The 20,394-nt window shown below is 56.1% G+C and carries 17 protein-coding genes; 11 read left to right on the forward strand and 6 right to left on the reverse strand.

Translation table 11 applies throughout. The features are described 5' to 3' along the window. Positions 1–76: 76 nt before the first annotated feature. A complete protein-coding gene (gene malT, locus Q1A69_RS14330) occupies positions 77–2,797 on the reverse strand; it encodes an HTH-type transcriptional regulator MalT (RefSeq protein ID WP_299586656.1) in 2,721 nt (906 codons plus the stop codon). A 584-nt stretch (positions 2,798–3,381) separates the two neighbouring features. On the opposite strand from malT, the gene Q1A69_RS14335 reads away from it, so the two are divergent. From Q1A69_RS14335 to Q1A69_RS14370, 8 genes are all read left to right on the forward strand, one after another. After that, positions 3,382–4,032, forward strand: coding sequence for an MBL fold metallo-hydrolase (locus tag Q1A69_RS14335; protein WP_299586659.1), 651 nt, complete (start codon positions 3,382–3,384; stop codon positions 4,030–4,032). Between the two features lie 46 nt (positions 4,033–4,078). Further along, positions 4,079–4,690 (forward strand): DUF2799 domain-containing protein, encoded by a 612-nt coding sequence (locus tag Q1A69_RS14340; protein ID WP_299586661.1) that lies wholly within the window; start codon positions 4,079–4,081, stop codon positions 4,688–4,690. A gap of 76 nt (positions 4,691–4,766) precedes the next feature. Further along, positions 4,767–5,195 carry a hotdog fold thioesterase gene (locus Q1A69_RS14345; RefSeq protein WP_299586664.1) on the forward strand — a complete coding sequence of 143 codons (429 nt, stop codon included), beginning with the start codon at positions 4,767–4,769 and terminating at the stop codon, positions 5,193–5,195. A 19-nt stretch (positions 5,196–5,214) separates the two neighbouring features. After that, the gene (locus tag Q1A69_RS14350) at positions 5,215–5,922 is read left to right on the forward strand and encodes a SprT family zinc-dependent metalloprotease (protein ID WP_299586667.1); all 708 of its coding nucleotides are present in this window, start codon (positions 5,215–5,217) and stop codon (positions 5,920–5,922) included. A 43-nt stretch (positions 5,923–5,965) separates the two neighbouring features. Further along, on the forward strand, positions 5,966–7,333 hold the full coding sequence (gene rlmD, locus Q1A69_RS14355) for a 23S rRNA (uracil(1939)-C(5))-methyltransferase RlmD (protein WP_299586669.1): 1,368 nt from the start codon (positions 5,966–5,968) through the stop codon (positions 7,331–7,333). 155 nt (positions 7,334–7,488) lie between these two features. Beyond that, a complete protein-coding gene (locus tag Q1A69_RS14360; RefSeq protein ID WP_299586672.1) occupies positions 7,489–7,857 on the forward strand; it encodes a DUF2750 domain-containing protein in 369 nt (122 codons plus the stop codon). A 55-nt stretch (positions 7,858–7,912) separates the two neighbouring features. Then, entirely contained in the window at positions 7,913–8,296 is a 384-nt protein-coding gene (locus Q1A69_RS14365) for a VOC family protein (RefSeq protein ID WP_299586675.1), read from the forward strand. 13 nt (positions 8,297–8,309) lie between these two features. Then, positions 8,310–9,239 (forward strand): SDR family oxidoreductase, encoded by a 930-nt coding sequence (locus tag Q1A69_RS14370; protein WP_299586677.1) that lies wholly within the window; start codon positions 8,310–8,312, stop codon positions 9,237–9,239. Between the two features lie 85 nt (positions 9,240–9,324). Here the strand turns inward: Q1A69_RS14370 and mnmH are convergent, their stop codons facing one another. Beyond that, the gene (mnmH, locus tag Q1A69_RS14375) at positions 9,325–10,428 is read right to left on the reverse strand and encodes a tRNA 2-selenouridine(34) synthase MnmH (protein WP_299586680.1); all 1,104 of its coding nucleotides are present in this window, start codon (positions 10,426–10,428) and stop codon (positions 9,325–9,327) included. A gap of 1,033 nt (positions 10,429–11,461) precedes the next feature. Here mnmH and Q1A69_RS14380 point away from each other — a divergent pair. Continuing rightward, positions 11,462–13,318 (forward strand): SLC13 family permease, encoded by a 1,857-nt coding sequence (locus Q1A69_RS14380; protein WP_299586683.1) that lies wholly within the window; start codon positions 11,462–11,464, stop codon positions 13,316–13,318. Between the two features lie 2 nt (positions 13,319–13,320). Here the strand turns inward: Q1A69_RS14380 and Q1A69_RS14385 are convergent, their stop codons facing one another. Then, positions 13,321–13,770, reverse strand: a complete 450-nt coding sequence (locus Q1A69_RS14385) for a CBS domain-containing protein (protein WP_299586685.1) — start codon at positions 13,768–13,770, stop codon at positions 13,321–13,323. 547 nt (positions 13,771–14,317) lie between these two features. Between Q1A69_RS14385 and Q1A69_RS14390 the strand changes: the two genes are divergently transcribed. After that, entirely contained in the window at positions 14,318–14,794 is a 477-nt protein-coding gene (locus Q1A69_RS14390; RefSeq protein ID WP_299586687.1) for a hypothetical protein, read from the forward strand. Positions 14,795–14,980: 186 nt separating this feature from the next. Next, entirely contained in the window at positions 14,981–15,550 is a 570-nt protein-coding gene (locus tag Q1A69_RS14395) for a histidine phosphatase family protein (RefSeq protein ID WP_299586689.1), read from the forward strand. A gap of 62 nt (positions 15,551–15,612) precedes the next feature. Here Q1A69_RS14395 and cobB read toward each other — a convergent pair whose 3' ends face one another. The 3 genes from cobB to selD form a co-directional block, all read right to left on the reverse strand. Continuing rightward, positions 15,613–16,317: a Sir2 family NAD+-dependent deacetylase gene (gene cobB / locus Q1A69_RS14400; RefSeq protein ID WP_299586691.1), complete on the reverse strand. Its 705-nt coding sequence runs from the start codon at positions 16,315–16,317 to the stop codon at positions 15,613–15,615. 216 nt (positions 16,318–16,533) lie between these two features. After that, complete coding sequence (locus tag Q1A69_RS14405) at positions 16,534–17,841, reverse strand: NAD(P)/FAD-dependent oxidoreductase (RefSeq protein WP_299586694.1); 1,308 nt, start codon at positions 17,839–17,841, stop codon at positions 16,534–16,536. Between the two features lie 174 nt (positions 17,842–18,015). Continuing rightward, positions 18,016–20,301, reverse strand: a complete 2,286-nt coding sequence (selD, locus tag Q1A69_RS14410) for a selenide, water dikinase SelD (RefSeq protein ID WP_299586698.1) — start codon at positions 20,299–20,301, stop codon at positions 18,016–18,018. Positions 20,302–20,394: the final 93 nt, after the last annotated feature.

Consider the following 20,394-nt stretch of genomic DNA (forward strand, 5'->3'; position numbering starts at 1 on the left):
GGCGGGCATTGATCGGATTACTACCGGCGGGCACAGGTAATGGGCGCCAGCACTTCCCCGTTGGCACGGCGATGGTTTATGGCTGGGGACGGTCCTGTACTGAGCGCAGCATCTGCTCGGCCAGGGTGATGGCCTCCTGGCGGTCTTTGACATCCAGTTTTTGATAGAGGCTGCGAATATGGGTCTTGATAGTACTTGCCGCCACCTTGAAGTGGCGCGCGATACGCTCATTGGATAAGCCCGAGTGAATCGCGTTTAACACCTGCCACTCTCGTGGGGTCAGGGGGGAGTGGCGCAGAAAGTCCGGCACTGCATCACTGGCGAGAATCTCGCGGATTATGGTGTCATCCAGTTCTATGCGGATACCGCCGTCCAGTTCCGGCTGCTGCTGGGCAAGCTTGATCAGTGTCTGGGCTTTGCTGGCAGATTTTTCATCTAGACCATGTTCCAGGGCGGCTTTGAGGATCACGATCAGGGGCTTGCCTATCTGAAGGAAACTGGCACGAAAACCCCTTCCGGCCGCCAGTTTCAGGGCTTCCGTAATCGCCTCTAGCGCCCCGTTATGCTGCTCGCGCAGCCACAGAAGGTGGGATTCCAGCACACGGTTGCGCAGGCGATCGGTGACCAGGCTGCACTCCTTGGCGACGAACTGCAGGCGGCTCAGCAGGCGGTTGGCGTCAGACCAGCGATGTAACTCGATCAGCGCGCGAACATGATTGCGCCCGTGACACTGTTCAAAGTGATTGCTTGGCCTGTCCGCGACGGGTACGGCCTGTTCCAGCCAGCAGGCGATGGCCTGCTGGTTGCCCAGGGCGCGCCAAGTGCGGATACGGGCGGCATCGGCATTGGCAATCCAGTCGCGGTGATAACGGCCATCGGAGAGCAGGCGCTCTATGCGTTCCAGCCACTCGAGCGACTCCGCTTTTTCGCCGCGCGCCTGGGCGAGTTTTAACAGCAGGGTGTATTCGGGCAGCAGCCAGTGTTCGCCTACTTTGCGGTTGATCTGCATTCCGCGCCGGGCGGATTGCTCAGCGCCTTCCAGGTCTCCATGTTCCCACTGCAGCTGGCCGCGCAGGCGACAGACAAACTCGGCGATAGGCAGGGTGGAGAGGTGGTGTTTTTGCACCAGGTTGTACACCTTGTCCTGCAGCGAGGCTGACTTTTGCAGAAGCCCCTGGGCGAAGGCGATCTCGGTCTGCTGGCAGATGGCCCAAGCGGCGCTGGGAATATCCCCCTCGGCGATCGCTAGGGCTTCCACTTCCTGCATGTGGGTGCAGGCGGGTTCTAGTGCTCCCAGGCAAAAGCTGGTTTCGCCGGTCACTAATAGGGCGGAGATGCGCTCTCCCAGCTGTTCGGGCTGTAAAAGCCCCAGGGCCTCTTCGGCGTACTCCTTGGCCTGCAGAGTCTGGCCGCGGGCGATAGCCACCTGAGCGCGCATGGTGGCAAAGGCCCCTTCAAATTGGCGCCACTGCTGCGAGTCCTCCCTTTGCAGCCAGCTCTCGGCGGCAGCGAGTGTTTTTTCACAGTGGTCGTAGTCAAAATTCTCCCGCGCCATTTTCGCCGAGAGCAGTGTGAAGCGCGCGCTCTTTTGCAGCGATTCACTGCCCAGCCATTCCAGGCCATCGCGCAACAGGCGGGACTGGCCCCCGCGCAGTAGTGTTTCCCCGCGGGAGTTGAGCAATTGGCTCAGTCGAGCGCGGTCGCCACCGGCAAGCGCGTGGCGCAGGGCCTCCACCGGTTGTTCCATTTCCTGCCAGGAATCACAAGCGAGAGCGTGCAGGTCCAACAGCTGCTCTCGATTGGTGAGCTGGCGCTGCAGGAAGCGGGCAAATACTGGGTGAAAGCGGAACCACTGGCGGCTGGAGTCCTGTGCTTGCAGGAAGAGACCGCGCCGAGCCGCCGCCTCCAGAAGCTGCTGGCCGTCGCTGCGGCCGCTCAGGCGCTCGGCCAACTGGGCGTTGACCCGGGTGAGAATTGAGGTACGCGCGAGCAGTTCGCGCAGTTCGGGCTCCAGTCGCTCCATTACTTCCTCGGCCAGGTAGTCGAGGATATGGCTGTGGCCCTGCTCCAGTTCCGCCAGGTAGCGGTCCACCTCTTCGCGATTGCGTACCGAAAGTGTGAACAGCTGCACTGCCGGTGGCCAGCCCTCGCTGAGTTGATGCAGTTGTGCGGCACGATCGGCATCGAGGTTAAATGGCAGGCGCTGCTTGAGCAGGCGCGCGATTTCCTCAGTATTTAAGGCCAGTTGATCGCTGCCCAATTCCAATAGGCGGCCCTGCACACGCAGGGTTGCGAGCCCCAGGGGTGGTTGGCTGCGGCTGTTGAGTACGATCCCGACGCCGGCGGGGGCGTGGCGCAGCAAAAAGCGGGTGGTGTCGTGTACCACCGGGTTGTCGATATGGTGGTAATCGTCGAGCACGATGCGTAGCTCACTGGGCAGGCTGCGCAGTTCTGCCAGCAGGTGGCTGATGATGGTCGTCGGGTCCGGGCACTGTGGTGCCGCCAATAGACGACAGGTTTGTGGCAGACCCTTGCCGGTGGCGCGGTGCACGCTCTCAACCAGGTAGCGACAAAACTGGCTCGGCTCGTTGTCGCTGGTATCCAGGGTGTACCAGGCTACGGGATTTTCTTGATTGGAAGCCCAGGAGGTGACCAGCGTGGTTTTGCCATAGCCTGCCGGCGCGGTTACCAGTAGCAACTGGTCGCTGTGGCCGTCGCCGAGCAGCGACAGCAGTCGTGGGCGCACCAGGGTATGCTCCGGGCAATCCGGCAGGCTGTATTTGGAACTTAATAGCATCGCTGCGGGCAGGATCGTTTTAAACGTCTGATTTTTATACAGAGGGTATTATGCACTAGCGGGGTGCTTTTGTGACAGGTTTGCACCGGGCTCTGCTCTTGCCTATTGGATTCGCTTCGGCGCCCGCTGTGAATTCAATGAACCCCATGGATGCCTAGAGCGGTCGGCGCGGAGAACATCGCCCTGTGTTTGCCGCAACCGATGCAGAGTTACCCGGCAGAGGCACCGGCTTTTCCGGCCGGTATCCATCGCCGTAGGCGCGGGAGTTTTTACGCAGAGGGTGTACCTTGGACCTCTGCAATGTGCCCAAAACACGTATTTTTTAGTAAAAAAACACTGGCCAAATACGATGATGTTTTCAGATTTTCCTGTTTTATAAGGAAAATCACGTTACTGCCGTTTCTATTGTTATGGCTAATCCTGCGCGATAACTGGCCGCGACCTTATTGCGTCACCTCGTCACCTTGATGCCTTGTGGGCTGGTGAAAAGGAAGTCTCCGTGGCATCCGTGCAGCGATCTGGGTCGACACACGGGGTATACTCCCGGCACTTGTCACTGCTTCCCAACAGGATGGATCTCGCTTATGTCGCTGCAATATCATTCGATTCCGGTTACGCCCTTTCAGCAGAATTGCACTCTCCTCTGGTGCGAAGACAGTAAGCGTGCGGCGGTAGTGGATCCCGGTGGCGATCTCGACAAGATCCTCGCCGCCGTCGAGGAACGCGGACTCAAGCTGGAAAAGATCCTGCTCACCCACGGCCACCTGGATCATGTAGGCGGTACGGCGGCACTGTCCAAACAGCTGACGCTGCCGATTGAGGGGCCCCACAAAGGCGATGGTTTCTGGATTGAGCAGTTGCCGATGCAGGCACAGATGTTTGGTTTTCCCTCGGTCGAGGTGTTTACCCCGGATCGCTGGCTGGAACAGGGCGACACCGTCAGTGTCGGCGATCAGACGCTGGAAGTGCATCACTGTCCCGGCCACACCCCAGGGCATGTGATCTTTTTCCACCGCCCGAGCAAACTGGCGCTGGTGGGTGATGTGCTCTTTGCCGGCTCTATCGGGCGCACCGATTTTCCTCAGGGGGATCACGATACCCTGATCCACTCGATTACCGAGCGCCTTTGGCCTCTGGGCGATGAAGTGCAATTTGTGCCGGGCCACGGACCTATGTCCACTTTTGGCCAGGAGCGCCAAACCAACCCGTTTGTCGCCGCTAAGCGTTTTGGGTAACGGCGAAGACACGGAAAAACAATAATTAGCCGGGGAGACGATTCCCATGCCTGCAAAACTGAGTGTATTGCTGTTGGTTTTTACCATCGTCATCAGTGGTTGTGCAGTAATTTCCGAGGAGGAGTGCCGCGCCGGGCTCTGGTATGAGCGCGGTGTTCGCGACGGAGCCCGCGGGCGCTCTCAGGCCCTGGTCTACGATATCGCACAGGAATGCCAAGGCCATGAAGTGTATGTGGACAGTGAGGCTTGGCTGCGTGGGCATGAAGAGGGCGTGGAGCAGTTTTGCACCGCCGAAAATGGTTATAAGCAAGGGCGTCAGGGGCGTAAATACGAGGGTGTATGCAATGGCCCCAGCGCCGATATCTTTGTGCAGCACTACCAGCGCGGCCTGGCCGAGTATCGCGTCGCCCAGCAGTACCACAATTTATTGTGGCGCCGGGATAATTTAGAGCGCGAGCTCTATTCCCTGCATCACGCCCTCCGGCACAGCGATAGCGATAGCCAAAGACGCGCACTGCATTTCCAGCACAGCCGACTCGAATGGGAGTTGCGCCTGCTGGACTTGGAGCTGCACCGCTACGGGCTTTTCGGCCCCGAATATTTCACGCCCGGTTTCTATCCGCGCGGCTTTTTTTCATCCGGTTTTTTTTACTGGTGAATAAAAGGGCTCTGCGGGACTGAGAAATACGATGTTCCCCGCGAGCCCATTACAGATTTTCAAGAGAGTTATTCCCATGGCAATTTGGCACGACACCCCCACCCTGGAAGAAATTAATCAGGGTACCGCGCAATGTATGCCCGGCCACCTGGGCCTGGAAATTACAGAAATCGGTGAGGATTATCTGGAGGGAAAACTGCCGGTGGACCACCGCAACCGCCAGCCTTTTGGCATTCTGCACGGCGGCGCCAATGTCGTGCTGGCGGAAACCCTGGGTTCCATCGGGGCGAATCTGCTAGTGGACACCAGCAAATTCTACTGTGTGGGTCAGGAAATCAATGCCAACCATCTGCGCCCGGTGCCGGAAGGTGAAGTCACCGGCCGAGCCAAACCGGTACATATCGGGCGTACCAGCCAGGTCTGGGAAATTCTGATTTATGCACCCAATGGCAAGTTGAGTTGTATCTCCCGTATCACTATGGCAGTTGTGGCTCATGGCGGTTAGTTATTTGGGGGCGGTCTAAGTGCGTGAGGTTCGGGAGTTTATTTTTGAAGATATTCCCTATCGCCTGGTGCGCTCGACACGGCGCAAACGCCTCGGTTTGGTACTGGTACAGTCCGGGGTGGAAGTGCGTATTCCACAGCGCTGCGCCGCGCGATATGGCCACGAATTCCTGCAGGAAAATATCCAGTGGGTGCGCGCACAGTTGCTCGCGGCAAATCAGCGCGCAGCGCAGACACCGCAATACTGTTTTGAATTTGGTGAATTTTTTCCCTGGCTGGGTAAATCGCTGCCATTAAAACGCGCGTTGTACAGCCGTGAAACGGCTATCGCTGAGGGGGCGATCCATCTCTATACACGCGCCGCCACACCGACGGCAGATCAGGTGCAAGGGGCATTACAGCGTCTCTACCAGCGTGAGGCCCTGGCTCTGTTAACCGAAAAATCCCAACAGCTGGCGTCACAGTTAGATTTGCAGTTTTCCTCGGTGCGGGTACGTCGTACCAGGAGTAAATGGGGGCACTGCAGTATTTACGGTGATTTACAGTACAACTGGTTGGTGTGCCTGGCCCCGGAGGCGGTAGTGGACTATTTAGTTGCCCACGAAGTTAGCCATCTGCGCCACCACAACCACGGCCGCGATTTTTGGCAGCTTGTGCAGAGCGTTTGCCCCCGTTTTAAGGAACTGCGCCGCTGGCTGCGCGACAACGGCCACCGCCTCACAGTGTAGGCGGCGCTTACATTTCAGATGTTTTGAATATTCAGTAATTTCTATGAGCAAAAAACCGCGCTTTATTACCCCGCGTAAAACAGTAAAAAAACCATTGCCCATCCAGGCTGAAACCACGGTGGAAAAATTTAGTCACGATATGCGCGGTCTCGCCCGAGTGGGCAAGAAAACGGTATTTATCGATAACGCACTGCCTGGGGAAAAAGTGCAGTTTCGTTACAGTGCCCATCGCTCCCGTTTCGATGAGGGTGTTGCCGGCGACATTTTACAGACCTCGCCGCAGCGCTGTGCCCCACGCTGTCCTCACGTGGCGTTGTGCGGTGGTTGCTCACTACAGCACCTGCAGGCCGATGCGCAAATTGCCGAAAAACAAAAAATCCTATTGGATCAGCTGGCCCGTTTTGGCGGTATTGAACCGGAGGAAATCTTATCCCCTCTGGTTGCCGAGCCCTATGGGTATCGGCACAAAGCGCGCATCGGCATTCGCCAGGTGAAAGCTGGGAAAGGCAGGAAACTAATTTTCGGCTTTCGTGAGAAGCGCAGCAATGATTTGACCGATATCGATGAGTGCCATGTTTTGCACTCCTCTATTGCGCAGCAGATACCCACTCTGAAGCAATTGGTGGCGCAGAGTGACGGGCGCGCGTATTTTTCGCAGCTGGAAGTGGCGGTGGGCGACGATGCGGCAGCCCTGGTGTTGCGCCACCTGCAGCCCCTTTCGCAGAGGGACCGGGAAGCCTGGCTGACCTTTGCAAAAAATACTGGTATACACATGTATATACAAGCTGGTGATGCTGCGACTATGCAGCGTTTGTGGCCAGAAGGTGGTGACGCCTTGCTCAGTTATCACTTGCCGGAATTTGATCTGACTCTGCGCTTTCAGCCGATGGATTTCATCCAGGTAAATTTTGAAATTAACCGCTTGATGGTGAACCGCGCCGTGCAGCTTCTCGATCCACAAGCGGACGAACGCGTGCTGGATCTTTTTTGTGGACTGGGCAATTTTACCCTGCCGCTGGCGCGCCGGGCAGCAGTGGTCGTCGGTATCGAAGGCGCCGGTGCTCTTACTCAGCGGGGCAAGGAGAACGCAATTCTCAACCGACTGGATAATGTGCAGTTTCACACGGCGGATCTGAATGCTGAGATGGTAAAAAAAGCCTGGGCCAGCGGTGGCTTCGATAAAATTATTCTGGACCCGCCGCGCGATGGCGCCCTGCAGGCGGTGCGTGGTATCGCCCGTTTCAAGGCGCGAAAAATTGTGTACGTGTCCTGCAACCCGGCCACGCTGGCGCGGGATGCCGGCGAACTGGCGCAGTTTGGTTACCGGCTCAAAAAAGTCTGTGTGATGGATATGTTTCCGCAAACGGCCCATGTGGAATCCATGGCGGTCTTTGAGCTGGACCCCCAGTGAGGTGAACCCTTTGTTCCAGGTGGCCGAATGTCATTTAAAACGTCCCGGTGCGGAAATATGAAACGGTTTTGTCGGGTGCCAACACAGTGGCCTGCGCATTGGTGCCGCGGGCAAACTGACGTAAACTGCGGACAAACCTATTAAGCGAAGATGTTATGCAAAGCGAACCCCTAACCGATGATTTTGAAGAAAACTGCGCACGCTTTTTACCAGAGGCTGTCGAGCAAGGCTGTGTCTGGGCGCTGCAGGGGGAAGAGGGTTTTGCACTGTGCGAATCGGAAAAGCGCGCCCAGACGGAGGTGATGCCTTTCTGGTCTCAACAGGAGTTTGCTCAGGCCCACTGCGTGGGCGACTGGGCGGATTACCTGGCGGTGGCTATCGACCTGGAAGAATTTATGGACGACTGGCTCACTGGGATGCACGAGGATGTACTGTTGGTGGGGCTGAATTGGAATGATGATTTGGAAGGTGTGGAACTGGAGCCGATCGACCTGCTGGAACAATTGGAGCAGGAGCTGCAGTAAGCCGCGCCAGAGTGCCTCAGAGAGCGGATAAAAATTCAACAACAGGGTGTCTCAAATGGGGCAGATTCTCGGCCTGCACACCGTTATTTACGGTGTGGCGGATATTACAGAGGCGCGTGCCTGGTATGCGCAGCTGCTGCAACAGGAACCCTATTTTGACAGTGATTGCTACGTGGGTTTTCGGCTCGGCCACAGTGAACTGGGCCTGAATCCGGATGCCCGCAGTGCAATCAGCCGCGCTGATGGGGTCATCGCCTACTGGGCGGTTGCGGATATAGCCGCGCAGGTTGAGCGTCTCGGAGCCATGGGTGCGCGACAACACAGTGAAGTGGTGGATGTTGGCGAGGGCGTGCTTATGGCGAGTTTTCTCGACCCTTACGGCAATATCTTCGGGTTGATCGAGCAACCACAGGTCCAGCCGGAGGATTCGAACCAGTAACGGAGCAGTCCCCGTGAACAAACCGCCAGTTTCCAGTTTTCGAATATCTGCCGATAGTTTTGCAGCAGAGAGCCTCGCGCAAATCGGGCGAGGCTATGTGGCGCCCGACCGAGTCGCACTGATCACCGGCTGTTCCAGCGGTATCGGCCGCGAACTGGCTCTGACGCTGCACCGCCGCGGCACCATTGTTATTGCCACCGCGCGTCGCCCGGAAAGCCTGCAGGATCTGGCTGACCAGGGCATCGCCACCGAGGCCCTGGATGTCAATTGCCAGGCGGATATCAACCGTGTGTTACACGCCCTTAAAGCCGCCTATGGACGCCTGGATATATTGATTAACAATGCCGGTTACGGGCAGATGGGCCCGCTGCTGGAATTGGATACCCGCTCCTTGGAGAATCAGTTCCGCACCAATGTGTTCGCGCCTTTGGCTCTCGCCCGCGCCAGTGTGCCGCTGATGCGCTCTGGTAAAGGGGCCGTGATTTGTAATATCGGTTCTGTGTCCGGCGTTTTGGCGACGCCTTTTTCCGGTGCTTATTGTGCTTCCAAGGCCGCTCTGCACACGCTGTCGGAAGTATTGCGCCTCGAATTAAAGCCTTTTGGGATTCGGGTAATGACGGTTCAGCCGGGAGCCATCGCCTCGGAGTTTGGCCGCCATGCCGAGGTATCACTGCGCGGCCTCTTACCGCCGGACTCACTGTATAAGCGCCAGGAAGAGGTGGTGCGAGCCCGCGCTCAGGAGTCCCAGCAAAATGCCACACTGGCCAGTTCCCTGGCGCGCAAGCTGGTGCGGGAACTGTTGCGCAAGCGCCCGCGCACCCTGGTTCGTATCGGTAATCGCAGTAGCCTGCTGCCCTGGCTAGCGCGCTGGTTGCCGCGCAATTTACGCGATTGGATTTTATTGCGCCGTTTTAAATTGCATCGCCTGGCGCACAAACCCTAACCGGCACTGTGGTTTGTCACTTTAGTTTTACTGATTCGCAAATGAATCAGTAAACGAAATAGTACGGCATAGAGGGGGTGTTTGATTAAGCGCTTTCTTCGATGCCGTGTAATACTGCTTTCTCCAGCCACTCTTTTACCTCGTCATAATTACCGCGAAATAAAATAGCGCTCTCGCGCTTTTCCATCAGGTAGCTGTAGCTGCCGTCGTAATACTCTCGCAACAGGTTAATCACCAGTGGGATATAGGCGTCATGATGACCGCTGCGCTCTAACTCGCCATTGGCTTCGACCAGTTGCGCATCCAGCTGTTGATAGCGCAGCCCCCCGAGGCGCTTGCGGATTTTGTTGAGATTGTTGCGCAGCTTATCCCCCAGTGCTTTGGCGGAAATCGCTTCCCCGCCAAAGTGCGGCAGAGCTTCGCAGACATAGTCGCGCACAATACGTTGTGCGCGTTGTTCCAAAGGTTCTTCCACCAGGACCCTGGGGGCCTTTTTCATGGCACTTTGCAGCAGTGGCGGCAGGGCACAGCGGCCGATAAGACGGCTCTCATCTTCAATAAAAACTGGCCCAGCAGCTTGTGACAATTTGAGCAAGTTGATACTCAGCTGGTTTTCAAAATCGATTTGCGCCGGCTGCTTACCATCGGTGCTACCAAAACTGGAACCGCGATGCCGGGCAATGGCTTCGAGATCGAGCGAGCGATTGATTCCCTGAATCAGTTCTGTTTTACCACTGCCGGTATGTCCGGCAATGACAATCATTGGTAACTGTTGGCTGAGATTTTCCAGTTCGGTAAGCAGATAATTGCGCATGGCCTTGTAGCCCCCCTCAACCAGTGGGTAGTCCACCCCTGCATCGCGCAGTAACTGCTGTGTTGTACGGGAGCGCAGGCCACCGCGAAAACAGTAGAGATAACCCTGAGGGTGCTGGCGAATAAATTGGCACCATCTATTTAGTCTTTGCTTCACCACATCGGTAGTGGCCAGCTGCCAACCCAAGTCGATAGCGGCTTGCTGCCCTTTTTGTTTGTACTCGATACCAATTATTTCCCGCTGACGGTCATCTAATAGTGGAAAATTTTGCGCATAGGGGAAGGCACCGCGCTGGAACTCGATCGCCGCGCGCACATCCATTAGCGGAATATCATTGAGAAAGAGTGCGCGGTAATCCGCAGTATTTTGCCGCAAGGGAGATCTCCAAAATTTCGTATGATGTTCGCTATTGAGACTTGGTCATGCAAAGCGTAGGGCCAGATTGTAAGGCTTTTGCTCCGGTTATCGATCCTGGGCAGCGAAATTGATGAGGATATATCGACTTTACTATCAAGTTAATCGCTGTGTAAGCACAGAGGACCACCGGTGATTACGCAAATCTATGAATTGTGGATAACCTTGTGGAGCGAAGGTATTTACTGTGTGTAATAAATTCATGTGCTCTTGTTTATCTTATGGATAAGCATTTTTTCCACATCTTTCGCCTGTAATAATCAAAAGAGTCACATTTGACACTCAAGGAAAGATTAAAAATAGAGGACGGTTAAAACGAAACCTGTGAATTGTTTTATCCATTCTTTATTTTCTTGTTGATTGTGGGGGAGTGCGCGGAACTTTAAAGTTTGGTATTTATATCGGCCATTTAATGGTGTTTTTTCAAGCAATACGTGGTGATTGCCGGGTTTAACGTAAAAGTTTATTGGATCGTTTAACCGCGATAATGTCGATAAGCTACTTCAGGGGATGGTCATATATGATTAAACCGCTGTGATATACAGGTACTCTTCCTGGTGTCTGAAATATACCTTTGTGGTTGGGTGCGTCATATAAAACGACCTTGGAATCTGGCTGAGCGTCCGAGTGGATAAGCTGTTTGCTGGTTTCGCCGAGCGTAGTTTTTTGGGGTGATTTATCCGCAAGTTGGATACAGGTATCTCTATTGGTGTTGATCTTTTCTTTAGAAGCCCGGTTCTCTAAGGGAGTATTGAGGATATGGGGGCCGCTCAGAGCGGTATCGGTGAATATCGCGAGAACTCTTCTCCCCCTTTTGATTCAAGCTGGTAGAGAATCGTTCCTATTAAAAGCTGGTGGGGATTTCGCATCAAGGTCATTGACTGGAGTGGGTGTTCTGGCAGCCGTTGTCTCCTCAACCTTGGATCCTTGTATACCCTGAATGGGTGGCTGTGTGCGAATTCCCACAGGCACGGTTTTCAGGAAATCCCCCCCCATGACCCTCGACCAGCTGCTGATTTTGATCATTCTCACGATTACGATTGCGCTGTTTATCTGGGGACCGTGGCGCCACGATATAGTGGCGCTCTCTTCTTTGCTCGCCTGTGTATTTTGCGGATTAATTCCTCCGGAGAGAGCTTTCGTGGGGTTTGGTCACCCTGCGGTGGTCACCGTGGCTTGCGTGCTGATTCTCAGTCGCGGTCTGCAGAACACCGGCGCTATGGGCGCCCTGGCACAGCGGGTGATACCGCGTAGCGGCAATATCACCGTTGCTATGTTGTTGCTCACCGGCCTCGGCGCCCTGTTATCTGGTTTTATGAACAATGTGGGCGCGCTGGCGCTGTTGATGCCGGTAGCGGCGGATCTGGCGGAAAGGCAGGGACTGCCTCCTGGGAAGGTACTGATGCCATTGTCCTTTGCCACGATTCTCGGCGGCATGACCACATTGATTGGCACGCCGCCAAATCTGGTGGTCTCGGGCTTTCGCGACAGCGCCGGGGCCGGCAGTTACGGCATGTTCGATTTCACCCCGGTGGGATTAGTGGTAACGCTGGTGGGTTTGTTGTTTATCGGTCTGCTCGGTTGGCGCTTGGTGCCCGGCCGCGGCCAGGCGGGTGTGGCCAGTTTTGACACCGGAACCTACCTCACCGAAGCGCTGGTGGGGGAAAAGAGTTCCGCAGTGGGCAAGAGCCTGGGGGAAATCAGTAAGTTGCTGGGTGCCGAGGATGCGCAGGTGGTTGGCTTGGTCCACAACGATACGCGGGTGACGGCAGCCGCGCCCTGGCGGCGGGTGAGCAGCGGGGATATTCTGGTGATTGAGGCAGAGCCGGAATCCCTGGCGGCAAGCCTGTCCAGCCTCGGGCTTAAGATGGTTGGAGGTGTTGAGGCCGAGAGGGATAAAAAGGTCGTGGTCCAATATGGCGGTGCGCGGCCGCTGCAGGATGCCGATGGGCGAGACAAAAATCGGAGTAAAGAAAAGAGTGTTCCCGCCGGTGAGGAAATGCAACTGCGCGAGCTGGTGGTGATGCCCGACTCGTCTTTGGTGGGGCGCGCAATTCAGTTTTTGCACCTTTCGACCCGCTACCAGATCAACCTGCTGGCTCTGTCCCGGCGCGGGCGTCGCTCGGTGCGGCGCCTGCGCTCCACGCCGCTGCAAGCCGGCGATGCTCTGCTGATGATGGGCCCCGATGACAATCTCAACAGCTTTGCGCGGGAGCAGGGTTGCGTCCCTCTGGCTCAGCGAGATATCGGTATGCCCAATAAGGAAAAGGCCGCTATCGCCCTGATAGCCATGGCGTTGGGGGTGGCAGGTGCCGCCTTCGGCTTGGTGCCCGCGGCAGTCTCATTCGCCACCTGTGTGCTGGCGTTTATGGCATTAAAAGTTGTGCCGCTGCGCACTATGTACGAGGCTTTGGATGGTTCGGTTATCGTTCTGTTGGGGACGTTAATTGCGGTGGCGGAGGTTATGGAGAGCACGGGTGCCGCGGACCTGGTGGCGCAACTATTACTGGATAACCTGGCCCAAGGTAGCTCGGTGGTGGCGCTGGGATTGATATTGATCGTCACCATGATGCTGTCTGACGTTATGAACAATGTGGCCACCGCGGCGGTGATGTGTTCAATCGCTATCAGTACGGCCGAGCAGCTGGCGGTCAACCCAGACAGCTTCCTGATGGCGGTGGCCATCGGTGCCTCCTGTGCTTTCCTTACGCCGGTGGGCCACCAGAACAACACTTTGATTTTGGGGCCTGGAGGCTTCGACTTTGGCGATTACTGGCGTATGGGCCTGCCCCTGGAGATACTGGTGGTCATTGTGAGTATCCCTATGTTGTTGTGGGTTTGGCCCCTCTGAGTTCAGGCGACGGAGTCATCCACTGGCTGGGCCAGTTCTGCCAGATAGCTGCTGCAAAAACGCAGGATATCGGTCACGGTGATGATGCCCACCAGTTCCCCTTCGCGCATGACCAGTACTGAGCCAATGCCAGTATCCGCCATGGCCATCAGTATCTTGTCCAACGGATCGTGAATATCGGCAATAAAAGGCCGACGCGCGCAGAGATCGTGCACATAGAGCTGTTGTTCTTCCAGGCGGTGCCCAGGCGCATTGGCCCTTTCAATATCCCCTTTGGAGATAACCGTTTCCAGGTCACCGGCGCGGGTAACCGGCAAGTGGCGCACCTTGTGCTCGGCCATGAGCGCTAGGGCTTCCTCGACAGTGGCATCGATATCGATATGGTAGGGAAAAGGCGTCATCAGTGCTGCCAAAGTGGGCATATGATGAATATTGTGGGTATTGGACGACATAGCTAACGGTGGGTATCCAATGGTTTTTGGCAATGGGCGCTATAACAAAAGCCAGCGCAATAAATTTGCAATTGGCGACTACGAATACAATATAGTCAAAACAGAAGTGTTTGAATATCCTTTTAGAGAGGCGAATATCCCCGCCTTTGTTACATTTTGATAGCAATATGAGTGGAGAATCCTATTATATTCAAAGGATAGGGTGTAAACAGTTGATATTTGTTGGCGAAGGATTATTATTCGCGACCTCAGCCGCGAAATATAAACAGTGGTTCGGTCCCATTGCCGCAAATGGCTGACGTTGGCTAGTTTTTAATAATGTATTTGCCGAATATATCGAACGCTGGGGTCGACCGGCGCAGAGATATCTCATTTTTTGATTCGGTCAATTCGTAATATGCCGAATATAACATCGCTTAACCGCCCGTAATCGGCTAGTGATGTGGTTAACAGTTTTGATATTTTGAATAACCGGGCACGACTCTGTGTCGGCTTCCGCCACAGTGTTTTCTCTGTATTTTTAATAACCGTCGTTGAGGTTTATTGAATGTTCCAGGAATTTGAACAACTCGAACAGCAAATTGCCGAACACCAGGCAAGAATAGAAGAACTACAGGAGCAAATGGCTCAGGCAGAGCGTAAAAAAGATGGCGTCATCGCTTTTGATAAGGCGTTGGTTAACCTGGCAGCCGAATATCAGATGGAAGAAGAGGAATTCTTCGTTGCGCGCGGCCCCCAAATCGTTGAATGGTTGGTTTCTCAACTGAACGATGAAGAGGCTCCGGACTACATCCAGACGCTCAAATCGCGTGTTGCCCGCCATCTGAAGAAAGAAGGCGATTCTCCCCGCCGTGGCCGACGCGCTGGCGTCGTAAGCAAGTCTGCTGAACCCAAGCTGGAGACCGGCCACTATCGCAACCCTTATACCGGTGCCACGGTAGAAAAGAAAAAGCGCAATCCCAAAGCGTTGAGTCAGTGGATCGACGAGTACAGCCTCGATACCGTTAAAGAGTGGAAAATCTAATCCACTTTGCCTTTCAACCCGGCGCCGGTAATACCGGTGCCGGGTTGTACTTTCCCCTCCCCTTACAAAATTTACTTTTCTTTACTTGTTAAACGTATATTCCTGTATTTCATCGCATATAGGTTTACTTGCTCGCCTATCTTTTGCATAACTCCCAACCGATTATTGGATTGTGAGAATGTATCTGTGTTTACCCGTATCGCCCGCCTGTTAACCTGCATCGCTATCGCTTTACCCGCAGTCTTTGTTTGGGCCGAAGCACCCGCTTCGCAGTCCGCCAGTCAGGTTATTTATCTGGTGCGCCACGGGGAAAAACAGCGGGGGCCCGACACCGGTAGCAATCCGAATCTTTCTGAGCAGGGCCAAGCGCGTGCGAGACAATTAGCATGGATGCTTGAGGAGGTGGGTATTGATGCGATTTACAGCACCGCCTATATCCGCACAAAAGAAACTGCTCGACCGCTGGCCGAGCTGCGTAACTTATCAATACAGACCTATGACCCCCGCAAACTCAAAGAACTGGCCGAGCAGCTGAGCGGGGCCGGTGATCGAATACTGGTGGTGGGGCATAGCAATACTACTCCACAGCTGGTGGCGTTGCTCGGCGGGCAGAAGGGGAAAGCAATCAGGGAGTCGGATGAATATGATCGCCTCTATATTGTTATCCGTGATCGCGACCAAGTGACCACCTTATTGCAGCGCTACGGTGCTGATAGCACGGCAAAGCCCGCGACTGTGAATACGAAGACACCGTAATTAGGCTTCTGTGGGCTATTTAAGTGCGACCTTTGAGTCCTGTAAAACTATTCTGGGGTTACTCAGCCGAGGATTTCCCGCACAAAATGATCGACAACTGTTGAGGCTAATCCATAGCGATGCTCGGCAAAGGCATCGCCAACACTGCTGGACTCGAGATTTAATTCCACACTCTGGGCTCCCGCTTGATTGGCGCACTCCACAAAACCCGCGGCTGGGTAAACATTGCCGGATGTGCCGATGCTGATAAACAGATCGCACCGGCTCAAGGCTGCGTAAATGGTATCCATCTGTAGAGGCATTTCTCCAAACCAAACGATATCGGGGCGCAAAGTCCCGAGTTGGCTACAGCAATTACAGGGATCGTCGGTGTGTAAGTCTCCTTGTTGAGGAAATAATTGGCCACTGGCACTACAGCGCGCTTTGAGCAATTCACCATGCATATGAATCAGTTTTTGAGTGCCTGCGCGTTCATGCAGGTCATCAATATTTTGCGTGACTAATAAAAATTCTCCGGTGAACTCCCTCTCCAATTTGGCCAGGGCGCGATGGGCTGCGTTGGGACTGATCTGCGCAGACAGCAGATGGCGACGCCGTTCATTGTAGAAGCGTTGCACTAATTGTGGGTTGCGTGCAAAGGCCTCGGGCGTGGCGACATCTTCAATACGCTGGTTTTCCCACAGGCCGTCGGTCCCGCGAAATGTGCGGATGCCGGATTCAGCCGAAATACCGGCACCGGTGAGTACCACGATACGTTGATATTGCATAAGGATGTCTTTCGCCAAGCTGCCGTCATTAGCGGTCGAATTATTTTAAGTATCTGAGGAAGTGTACGGCGATAAACCTTACATCTAAAGGTTGAACAGCTGTATTGTTTCACTAAAGGCAATTATTCCCTGGGTGGCCAGGGCGCAGTTTGCAGTTTATAGGCCAATTGGAAAAGACGGCCGGAGGTGGCCGCCCTTTTTATGGGGATAATTTTATCAGTGCAATTTAAGCCGGGGGTTGACCGCGCGATTGGCCTGGCCGATCAGGTAGAGCAGCATAGCTTTGGGCCAGCCGTGAATAGCCGCCAGGTGCATGCGGTAGAGGGAGCGATAGGCGAGGCCGGCAATACGCCCCTCCACGGTGAGACTGCCTTTTACTAGAGTGCCCATTAGGTTGCCCACCGCGGTGTATTTACTCAGGGAAACCAGTGAACCGCGATCGCGGTAATAGAAATGTCCCAGTGGCTTTTCCTCGATCAGGGCAATCAAATTGGACGCGGTGAGCTTGGCCATTTGCTGTGCCGCCTGGGCTCGCGGTGGCACACGCTGTTCGTTACCGTCGATACAACTGGCACAGTCTCCCATGGCAAAGATATGCGGATCGCTCTGGGTTTGCAGGGTGGTTTTGACCTCGATCTGGTTGAGGCGGTTAGTGGCGAGGCCGTCGAGGCGAGTGAGGAACTCCGGTGCTTTGACACCGGCAGCCCAGACGCGAATTGCCGCGGGGATCTCTCTGCCGTCGCCGGTGGTGAGGCCGCTGTCGCTGGCGCTGGCGATACTGCAGCCGGTGAGTACACGGACCCCCATTTTACTCAGTTCGCGCTCGGCGTTGTTGCCCAGCCGCGCGGGTAGAGCCGGGAGTAGGTGCGGTCCGGCTTCGACGACCGTAATGTCAATGGCATCGGCGCCGATTCGCCCATAGTTTCCCATCTGTTTACTTGCACCAATCAATTCCGCCGATAGCTCTACTCCGGTGGCACCGCCGCCGACTATGGCAATCTGCAGCGTTTTATTGGTGTGCGTCTCAAGGCGCAGAAAGTGATTGAGTAGCTGCTGGTGGAATTTTTGTGCCTGCTCGCTGCTGTCGAGAAAGACACAATGCTCGCGCACACCGTGGGTATGGAAGTCGTTACTCTTACTGCCGATACAGAGTACCAGGTAGTCGTACTCCAGCTCGCGTGCCGGCACCAACTCGCTGCCCTCGTCATCCATTACTGCGCCCAAGGTTAAAACCCGGTGCTTTCTGTCGAGGGACTGCAGGGCGCCGAGCTGGAACTCATAGCCGTTGGCGCGAGCGTGTACCTGGTAATTGAGAGCGTCCATATTGGCGTCGAGTGCGCCGGCGGCGACCTGGTGGAGCAGGGGTTTCCAGATGTGGGTGCGGTTTTTGTCGACCAGAGTGACTTGTGCAGTGGGGGCATCGCGTTTGCGCCCCAACACGGTGGAAAAGCTAAAATAATGCCCGAGTCGCGTGGCTAGATGCAGGCCACTGGCGCCGCCGCCGACGATCACAATTTTTTTCATGGTGGGTGGTCTTCCTGTCGATTGCTAAAAAGCCGACTCCCCAATCTGTGAAGACCTCTCGCCGCAATACTTGGTTGTCGGCGTTTGTTCTGGCGTCAGTATCTCCCCCTTGGGCGGCGATAGCAACTGGTGAGAGGTGGGCGGCAAGCCGAGGCAGGGCGGGTATTTTGTGTATCACACCTGGCTGTGTTCTGCCTCGCTGTCGCGGGTGATTAATTGCCGCCAGTGCCCCTCGCGGCGCAGGTTTATCTTGGGCTGAACATCGCCGCCAGCGCTGACAACCCCAATGATGGCGGCCTGGCTGCACCCGCTTTGTAGCAGTGTGCGCATACAGGCCTCGGCTGTGTTTTCGGGTACGGCGGCGAGCAGGCCACCGCAGGTTTGCGGATCGGTGAGCAGGGCCCAGTGCGGGAGCGACTGCCACTCCCGTGGATTTTCCACAAAGGCGTAGGCACTGGCGTTTTGTGGCTGCAGGCTGGAAAGCCAACCGCGCTCTATACACTGGCTGGCGCCGGGAATCAGCGGGAGTTGTTCGGCAATCAGGGTGGCGTTAAGCCCATCGGGTTTCAGCATTTCCAGCAGGTGGCCGAGCAGCCCGAACCCAGTGACGTCCGTGAGGGCGTGGGCACCATGCTGGGCGAAAGCCTCGGCGGCGGCGGCATTGCTGTGCAGCATGCACTCCAGAGCCTTCTGCAGCCAGCGCCCCTGGACCTCCCCCATTCCCTCGGCGGCGAATATGGTACCCACGCCTAGGGGTTTGCTCAGAATCAGGCAGTCTCCCGCCTGGGCTCCGCGCTTTTCCAGCAACTGATCGCGCTCGGCCAAACCGTTTACGGTGAGGCCCAATTGCATTTCTGCGCCTTCGGCCGTGTGTCCTCCAGAGAGGGCGCAGTGATGCCGGTTGAGCTCATAAATGGCGCCGGCGAGCAACTGCTGCAAATCCCGCTGGGTGATTTCCTCCGCTGCAGTGGGCAGGGTGGCCAGTATCTGTGCACTGACTGGCTGCGCGTGCATGGCGAACAGGTCGGAGAGTGCGTGCAGAGCGGCGAGTCGCCCGAATAGCCAGGGGTCGGCAACGGGCGCACGCAGCTGGTCAGAACTCTGCACCAGTAACTGTGAGGCGGGCAGGTCCATTACCGCTGCGTCGTCACCGAGTCCGCGCAGGAGAAAGTCGGACTGCTGGGCGGGCAGTTTGGCCAGGGCGCGGCGCAGTACCTCCGGGCCTACTTTGGCGCCGCAGCCATTGCAGCGCATACCCGCCAGGGAGATCCCCTCGCGCTGGCCCAGCGCTTCGCGCGGTCGGGCCGTCGGCATTGTTTCCAGGGTGACCGGTAGATCTTCGAAGCGCTGCATAAAGCTGCGGTCGATATGATCTTTCCAGTGCCACAGAGGCGCGCCCACCGCGGCAAGGCCATTGCGTACGGCCACCGCGCGCTTGCCGCCACAGGACAGCAGGCTCAAAAAGCGCTTTTGTGGGCGGTAACTCTGCAGCGGGCGTCCAGTGAGAGTGGCGCGCAGGTTGTGGAATAGAACTGGCCCCTGGCGCACTGCATAGACACCGGCCTTGGGCAGTGGCTCGGCGGCGAAGCTGGCCACATCACCGGCGGCAAAAATATCCTGGTGTCCACGAGCGCGCAGCTTGCGGTCCACCAAAACGAAGCCTTTTTCATCCAGTGCCAGGTCGGCGTCTGCGAGCCAGGGCGGGGCACAGGCATTCGTCGAGAGGAGAACCTGGTCTAAACCGAGCAGCTCACCACTTTTGTTGCGCACGCCTTGTTCGGTAATTTCCGCCACGGGCCAATTGTGATGTTGCAGCACACCGAGCCTTTCCAGTTCGCGCGCCACGAGTGTGCGCGCGAGAAATGGATAGCCCTGGGGGATTTTATCGGCGGCGTGTATCAGGTGTATTTGTACGCGCCCGGAGTAGATTTGCTCCTCCAGGCTGTGAGCCATGGCCATGGCCAGCTCGCAACCGCCGGCACCGCCGCCGACGATGCCGAGCCGCAGGGGCGTACGGTTTTTCTGCACGTGCCTCTGTAATTTTTTCCAAAAGTTATAGAAATGCCCGATGGGCTTGATCGGAATGGCCAGCTCAGAGCCGGGTAACTCGCGCACGGGGGTGGCGCCGACATCGAGAGACAGAAGGTCGTATTCCAGAGGCGGGCGCCCGAGTAGAGAGACCGAGCGCATTTTGGCATCGACATGGTGGGCGCAGGCCTGAATAAATCGTGCTCCGGCGGCGCGGCACAGGCGTGCCAGGTCAATATGGGTGTCATCCAGGGAATAGTGTCCCGCGACCATGCCCGGCAGCATGCCGGAATAGGCTGTCTGAATCTGCGGGGAAACCAGAGTCAGACGCGCGCCCGGCAGCGGATTCATGGCCCACATTTGCAATACTATGGCGTGGGTATGGCCGCCGCCGACCAGAACGATATCCTGGTAATTAGGGTGCTCCTGCATGTTCGCTCACTGCTGTTTCTGTGGAACGGTCGCCGGGGTAAAGCCTTTGCCCGCCAGCCAAATACTCCCGCCGCGCAAATTCACTCTTGGATA

Origin of the sequence: uncultured Microbulbifer sp. (assembly GCF_947498635.1) — a bacterium.
GTDB lineage: Bacteria > Pseudomonadota > Gammaproteobacteria > Pseudomonadales > Cellvibrionaceae > Microbulbifer > Microbulbifer echini.